Source organism: Microbispora corallina (assembly GCF_016863035.1).
Taxonomy (GTDB): domain Bacteria; phylum Actinomycetota; class Actinomycetes; order Streptosporangiales; family Streptosporangiaceae; genus Microbispora; species Microbispora corallina.
Map to the genome: position 1 here is coordinate 152,404 of NZ_BOOC01000033.1, position 6,149 is coordinate 158,552.

5 protein-coding genes are annotated in these 6,149 nt (G+C 72.1%); 4 read left to right on the forward strand and 1 reads right to left on the reverse strand.

The features are described from left to right. The first annotated feature begins 78 nt into the window (after positions 1-78). The 4 genes from Mco01_RS29380 (at position 79) to Mco01_RS29395 (ending at position 5,076) form a co-directional block, all read left to right on the forward strand. Positions 79-639, forward strand: coding sequence for a DUF1707 SHOCT-like domain-containing protein (locus tag Mco01_RS29380; protein ID WP_204060093.1), 561 nt, complete (start codon positions 79-81; stop codon positions 637-639). A gap of 91 nt (positions 640-730) precedes the next feature. Beyond that, positions 731-1,774 carry a phosphate acyltransferase PlsX gene (plsX, locus tag Mco01_RS29385; protein ID WP_239103994.1) on the forward strand — a complete coding sequence of 348 codons (1,044 nt, stop codon included), beginning with the start codon at positions 731-733 and terminating at the stop codon, positions 1,772-1,774. A gap of 52 nt (positions 1,775-1,826) precedes the next feature. Further along, complete coding sequence (gene argS, locus Mco01_RS29390) at positions 1,827-3,548, forward strand: arginine--tRNA ligase (RefSeq protein WP_204060094.1); 1,722 nt, start codon at positions 1,827-1,829, stop codon at positions 3,546-3,548. A 214-nt stretch (positions 3,549-3,762) separates the two neighbouring features. Further along, positions 3,763-5,076: a hypothetical protein gene (locus Mco01_RS29395; protein WP_239103996.1), complete on the forward strand. Its 1,314-nt coding sequence runs from the start codon at positions 3,763-3,765 to the stop codon at positions 5,074-5,076. Between the two features lie 209 nt (positions 5,077-5,285). On the opposite strand, the gene Mco01_RS29405 is transcribed toward Mco01_RS29395, so the two are convergent. Beyond that, positions 5,286-5,666, reverse strand: coding sequence for a cell division protein SepF (locus tag Mco01_RS29405; RefSeq protein ID WP_036332791.1), 381 nt, complete (start codon positions 5,664-5,666; stop codon positions 5,286-5,288). Between the last annotated feature and the right edge of the window lie 483 nt (positions 5,667-6,149).

Genomic DNA, 6,149 nt, shown 5'->3' on the forward strand with positions numbered 1-6,149 from the left:
GCTGCTTCCACCGGTCGCCCGTCCCGTGCCCGAGCCGCGTCTCTCGCGACATATCGCGTTACGCGCTAGGCTGTCGGGGTGACTTCCCTCACCCCCTACGCCGGCGAGGACCCCTCCCAGCGGGCCTCGGACGCGGACCGCGACCGGATCGCGGCCATCCTCGGCGAGGGCCTGGCCACCGGCCGGCTCACCAGCGCCGAGCACGCCGACCGGCTCGACGCCGCCTACACCGCGGTGACGATCGGCGACCTCGTCCCCCTGACCAGGGACCTGCCGCAGACCACGGACCCGGCGCCGACGCCGGCCACGGAGAGGCACCGCGTGGCCGCGGTGTTCAGCAAGATCATACGGCGCGGCCGCTGGGTCGCCGGGCGGCACACCGAGCTGAGCTCCGTCTTCGGAGCGCTCATCGTCGACCTCAGCGACGCGGTCCTGCCGGGCCGCGAGGTCACGCTGGAGCTGAACTCGTTCTGCGGGAAGCTCATCGTGACCGTGCCGCACAACTCCCGGGTCGTGGACGAGGGCAGCGCGCTGTTCTCCAAGCGCTCGGTGAGCGGCGGCAGCGCCGGGGACGGCCCGCTCATCCGGGTCACGGGCAGCGCCCGCTTCGGCAAGATCGTGGTCTACCGGGGCGCGTAGGTCGGTGACGGGGCCGTCCGCCTCGTCACCGCCACCCCGTGGGGACGGGCGGCGGGATGAGCGCTCCCCGGCAGGACCTAGTATTCGGGCCATGCAGCCCGCAGGCCGTGCGCTGCCCGTGGCGCTGGACGCCATGGGCGGAGACAACGCGCCCGGCGAGATCGTCGCGGGAGCCGTCCAGGCCGTTCGGGAGCGCGGCGTGCCGGTGGTGCTCGTCGGCCAGCCCCGCGTCCTCTCCCCCGCCCTGGCCGAGCACGGCGCGCTGGCGGAGATCCCCATCGTCCGGGCCGAGGAGGCGCTGGCGATGGACGAGGGCGCGCTGGCCAGCCTGCGCCGTCCCCGGTCGAGCATCGCGATCGCCTGCCACCTCGTCCGGCGCGGCGACGCCTCGGCCGTCGTGTCCGCCGGCTCCACCGCCGGCGTCGTCGCCACGGGACGGCTGCGCCTGCGGGCCCAGCAGGGCGTCGTACGGCCGGCCATCGCGGTGACCCTGCCCACGCGGCCGCACCCCACGATCCTGCTCGACGCGGGCGCCACGGCCGACGCCAAGCCGGAGATGCTGGTGCAGTTCGCCCATCTCGGGGTGGCATACGCGGAGGTCGCCTTCGGCCTGCGCCGTCCCCGCGTGGGGCTGCTCACGATCGGCGCCGAGCCGGAGAAGGGCAACAAGATCGCCAAGCGGGCCCACGAACTGCTCGCCGCCACCCCGGGCATCGACTTCGCGGGCAACGTCGAGGGCCACGACCTGCTCACGCGGAAGGTCGACGTCGTCGTCACCGACGGCTTCACCGGCAACGTCGCGCTGAAGACGCTGGAGGGCAGCGTCCGCTACGCCTTCGGCCAGCTCAGGGAGACGATCGAGGAGAGCCCGGTGGCCCGCTTCGGCGGGATGCTGCAGCGCGGCCGTCTCAGGGCCCTGTCGGACCGCCTCGACCCGGAGGCGCACGGCGGGGCAGTCCTGCTCGGCCTCAACGGCACCGTCGTGATCGCCCACGGCTCGTCGCACGCCCGCGGCGTCTCGGGCGCCTGCGAGCTGGCCGCCCGGCTGTCGTCCCAGGGCATCGTCTCCCGGATCGGCGAGCGGATCGCGCCCAAGTCGCACCGCCCTCTGATGACCTGGGGTGGGACCCGGTAGGGGGCCGGTAACGAAACGGCGAGGGCGACCACGTCGCCGATAAGCTTGGTGCATGACCGACCCGCAGCTCGTGCTCGCCGAGCGCGTCCAGCAGGCGCTGGCCGCCGCATTCGGCCAGGAGTACGCCACCGAAGATCCGCTGATCAGGCCCTCCCAGTTCGCCGACTACCAGGCGAACGTCGCGCTCAGCCTGGCCAAGCGGCTCCGACGTGCGCCGCGGGAGGTCGCCCAGGCCGTCGCCGGGGCTCTCGACACCACCGACCTCACCGTCGAGGTCAGCGGCCCCGGTTTCCTCAACCTGACGTTCGGCGACACCTGGATCGCCCGTCAGGCCCAGCTCCGGCTGGAGGACGAGCACCTCGGGCTGCCGCCGCACGGGACGCACACCGTCGTGATCGACTACTCGGCGCCCAACGCCGCCAAGGAGATGCACGTCGGCCACCTGCGCACGACCATCGTCGGCGACACCCTCGCCCGTGCCCACGAACGCGTCGGCAACAGGGTCATCCGCCAGAACCACCTCGGCGACTGGGGCACGCCGTTCGGCATGCTCATCGAGCACCTCATCGACATCGGCGAGGAGGAGGCGCTCGGCAGACTCGCCGCGGGCGACGGCAACGCCTTCTACCAGGAGGCGCGCCACAAGTTCGACACCGACCCCGACTTCGAGGAGCGGGCGCGCCGCCGTGTCCCGCTGCTCCAGGGCGGCGACCCGGACACCCTGCGCCTGTGGCAGGAGTTCATCGAGTACACCAAGCGCTACTTCAACCACGTGTACGCCATGCTGGGGGTGACGCTCACCGACGACGACATCGCCGGCGAGAGCATGTACAACCCCATGCTCGCCGACGTGTGCGAGGAGCTGGAGCACGCCGGCGTGGCGCAGCTCAGCGAGGGCGCGCTGTGCGTGTTCCCGCCCGGTTTCACCGGCCGGGACGACCAGCCGCTGCCGCTCATCATCCGCAAGAGCGACGGCGGGTACGGCTACGCCACGACCGACCTCGCCGCGATCCGCTACCGCGTGCGCGACCTCAAGGCCGACCGCATCCTCTACGTCGTGGGCGCCACCCAGGCGCTCCACTTCCAGATGGTCTTCGCGGGAGCCCGGATGGCCGGCTGGCTGCACGACGACATCCGGGCCGAGCACGTCCAGATCGGCAGCGTGCTGGGCAGCGACGGCAAGATGTTCAAGACCAGGAGCGGCGCCTCGATCAAGCTCACCGAGCTGCTCGAGGAGGCCGTCGTCCGCGCCGAGGCCGTCATCGCCGACCGCGGCTACGACTCCTCGGTCCGCAGGCAGATCGCCCGCCAGGTCGGCATGGGCGCCGTCAAGTACGCCGACCTGTCGGTCAGCCACGACAGCGAGTACGTCTTCGACTTCGACCGCATGCTGGCGCTGACCGGCAACACCGGTCCGTACCTGCAGTACGCCACCGCCCGCATCCGGTCGATCTTCCGCACCGGCTCGATCGACCCGGCGTCCGTCACCGGGCCGATCGTCCTCGGGCACCCGGCGGAGCGGGCGCTCGCCCTGCAGCTCCTCGGCTTCGGCGCGGCCGTCGAGGCCGTGGCCACCCTGTCCGAGCCGCACCGCCTGTGCGCCTACCTGTTCGACCTCGCCCAGGCGTTCACCACGTTCTACGAGGGCTGCCCGGTCCTCAAGGCCGAGGACGACGAGGTGCGCCAGTCGCGGCTGGCTCTGTCGGCGCTGACGCTCCGCGTCCTGCTCCAGGGGCTCGACCTGCTGGGCATCGAGGTCCCCGAGCGGATGTGACCCGCCGATCCGCGACCTGCCACGCGGCGGGAGGGAACGGAGGCCGTCCGGCGTTGGCGGGAGGGGACCGAGGCCGTCCGGCGCACCTGCACCGTTTGGCGGGAGGGGACCGAGGCCGTGCGGCGCGCCTGCGCCTCCGGCGGCCTCCCGACCCTCTAGTCTGGCGCGGTCAAGCGAGTGCCAGCCGATCCCTCGGGGAGCGTTCCGCGTGAGCATGGATCTGACCACGAGTTCGGAACCTGGAGACCTGGCCGACGCGACGGAGCTGCACCGGTACGCCGAGGCGCTGCTCGTCCACCTGGCGGCGGACGGGAGCGCGCCGAGCCTCCCGTCCGGCGTCACCGACGTGCCGGGTTACTGGCTCGCGCCCGCGGTCGAGGCCCTCGTGCTCATCCTGTCCGGCAGGGACGCCCTCGAACCGCTCGCCCTCGCCGCCCACCTCGACGAGCGGCGCACCGCGCTGTTCCTCTGCCTCGCCCTCGCCGTCTGCGGCCACGGCGACCGCATCCACGCCTCCTGGCTCGGCACGGCCTTCGGCGAGCTGGCCGACGACCGGCCGGTGACCCCTGGGCAGCGTGCCCTGTGGCTCGCCGCCGCCCGCGGCGCGTACGGACCGGTCGGCAAGATCTTCGTGCTCCGCAAGCTCGACGCGGTCGCCGTACCGGCCGAGGACGACCGGTGGCTGGCGGCCCTCGCGCCCGAGGAGACCCAGGCGCAGGTGCCCGCCTCGCTCGCGGCCTTCCCCGACCTGGCCACGGTCCCGGAGATCGAGCGCGCCGCCCGGGCCGCGGCCCGCCTCCGGCGCCTGCGCGAACGGTGCGCCGCGATCACCTCAGCGCCCACCCCCGCCCAGGTGTCCGAGGTCGAGACCGGGACGACCTGGCCCGAGGCCGAGCCCCTGGCCGTCCTCCGGTCGCTCATCGGCCAGGGCGGCCCCGAGGGCCCACTGAGCTCGCTCGACGGGCACCTCCTCCACGACGTGCGGCAGGACGCCGACCCCCACCTCGCCGCCCTCGCCCTCCACGTGGCCGCCCCCGCCGTCCGGGCGTCGGCCGAGTCGCTCCTCGAACGGGTACGGGAGGAGCCGCCGGAGAGCATGACCGTCCCGATCCTCGGCTACCCGATCAAACTCCGGCCCGACGGGCCGGACCAGGAGTCGATGGCCACCGCCGAACAGCGGATCGTCACCGAGTACGTGCCCCGGCGCACGCGCCCCTGGCTCGCGTACGCGGTCCTGGCGGTGGCCGTCGTCGTCTTCGGAGCGGGATTCGTGCTGTCGCTCCCCATCGCGCTGGCCGGACTGGTCCTGGGCGCCTGGGGCGGTTTCCTGCTGTGGCGGCAGCGGACGCAGGAGCAGGCCGACGTCCGGAACGTGCAGGCACGGGCCGGCGAGCTGTCCGAGCAGGCGGAGAAGGCCGTCTGGGCGCTCCACGAGTACGCCCGCGAGTCCCAGACGGTCGCCGAGGCCGCCGCCGAGGACGTCGCCGAGCTCACCCGTCTCCTCCGCCGCGGCCCTCGCGCCGCCTGACGACCTCCGGTACGGGACTCTCGCCGCGGGCTGGGGAACCGGCGGCCGGGGCTGAGCGGGGTCGCGGACGTACTGGTAGCGGGGGTCGCGCCTGGAGCGTGTGTCGGGCCTGATGTTGTCAGGGCTGGGGGTTGTCAGGCCCGGGGTTGTCAGGCCCGGGGTTGTCAGGCCCGGGGTTGTCAGGCCCGGGGTTGTCAGGCCCGGGGTTGTCAGGCCTGAGAGACCTCGACGGTGGCGGGGGTGATCAGGAAGACCTTGTCGGCGATCCGCTCGATACGGCCCTCACAGCCGTAGGCGAGGCCGGCCGCGAAATCCACCATGCGCGTGGCCTCACTGGTCGACATGCCGGCGACATCCATGACGACCGTGTGGCCCTCACGGAAATGCCTGCCTATGGTCAGGGCGTCGTCGTACTTCCGAGGCCGCACCATGACGATTTTCGCGGGCTCCATCGAAGGCTGCCACCGCTTGGCCGCACGCTCGGCCGCGGGCATCCAGTCCTCCGCGTACTCCTCATCGCCGTAGTCCTCGTCGTACTGCTCGGCCCCACCCAGGCCAAGGTAGCTCGCCACCTTGCGCACTGCCCCCATCGGCTCGTCCTTTACCGGCTTGTCCTTCTCCGGGCCCGTCCCGACACGAGGGACCGTAATCCACGATCTAGCTGGACCACGCCGACACGCCGGGCCATTTAATTGTTTTTGGCGCGTTAATGTGGTGGCCGAGTACGTGCGTCTTCATCGCGGATTACCTAAGCCCTTCCAGGGTAACTCTGACCGCCGACTACCCACTAGGTGTTTTTTTAAACATTTGTCGCACTTGACGCTGAGGTGTTTGGAGAGAATCCGCAGGTCAGAGCGGTTTTGCCCAGACCACCCCTGCGCCCGACGATCCAGATGAAATCTGGAGGTCGGGAGCGCGGTCCCTTTGTGTGCTTGGTGTGCATGGGACGGGGACGACGGCGACCGCCGGGGGCTCGTGGCTGTAGGGCGTGATGGGCGGTCGTGGGGTGGTTGTGCGCGGCGGGAGAGGGTGGTCGTTCGTGCGTGGTCGTTGGATGGCGGAGGGGGCGATGA